Source organism: Vibrio sp. 1078-1 (assembly GCF_033340475.1).
The window spans coordinates 1-588 of sequence record NZ_JAWOWM010000619.1; the positions used below are offsets into that span (position 1 = coordinate 1).

Consider the following 588-nt stretch of genomic DNA (forward strand, 5'->3'; position numbering starts at 1 on the left):
CACTGCATTCCGTGCGCCTAGCTTTGTTGACTTGTATTACCCTGGCTATGAAATGCCGAACTTAAAGCCTGAAGAGACAAAAAACACGGAACTATCGTTATCTGGTGTGGCATCGATTGTTGATTGGACTGTAACTGGGTATTACAACCAAATTGAAAACATGCTGATCTGGAAAGGTGCGGGCATGCAAAACATTGGTGAAGCTGAGATTAAAGGTATCGAACTAGAAGTTAAACTCGATACTGATATTGTCTCTCATGAGTTCTACCTAGATTACAAAGATCCTGTCGACAAGTCGGGTGCAGAAGATACCCAACTAGCATACCGCTCCAAGCGCGGTGCTAAGTGGAATGCTTATGCGACATTTGACCAATGGACGTTGGGCTCGCAGTATCTTTACCAAGGTGAGCGCTTTAATGGTAGTACAAGACTACCGAGCTACAGCCTATGGAACTTCACCGCTTCTTACGCTGTAAACTCAAGTTGGGACATCAACGCCAAACTAAGCAACGCTTTCGATAAAAACTACGAGATGTACTCAGGTTACGCAACTCCTGGGCGTCAGTACTTTGTATCCGCTGACTACCG

At 45.2% G+C, this 588-nt stretch carries 1 protein-coding gene; it reads left to right on the forward strand.

Features of this window, described 5'->3' with window-relative positions; all coding sequences use genetic code 11:
• On the forward strand, positions 1 to 588 hold a 588-nt coding region (locus R7190_RS29140), incomplete at both ends, for a TonB-dependent receptor domain-containing protein (protein ID WP_318138104.1).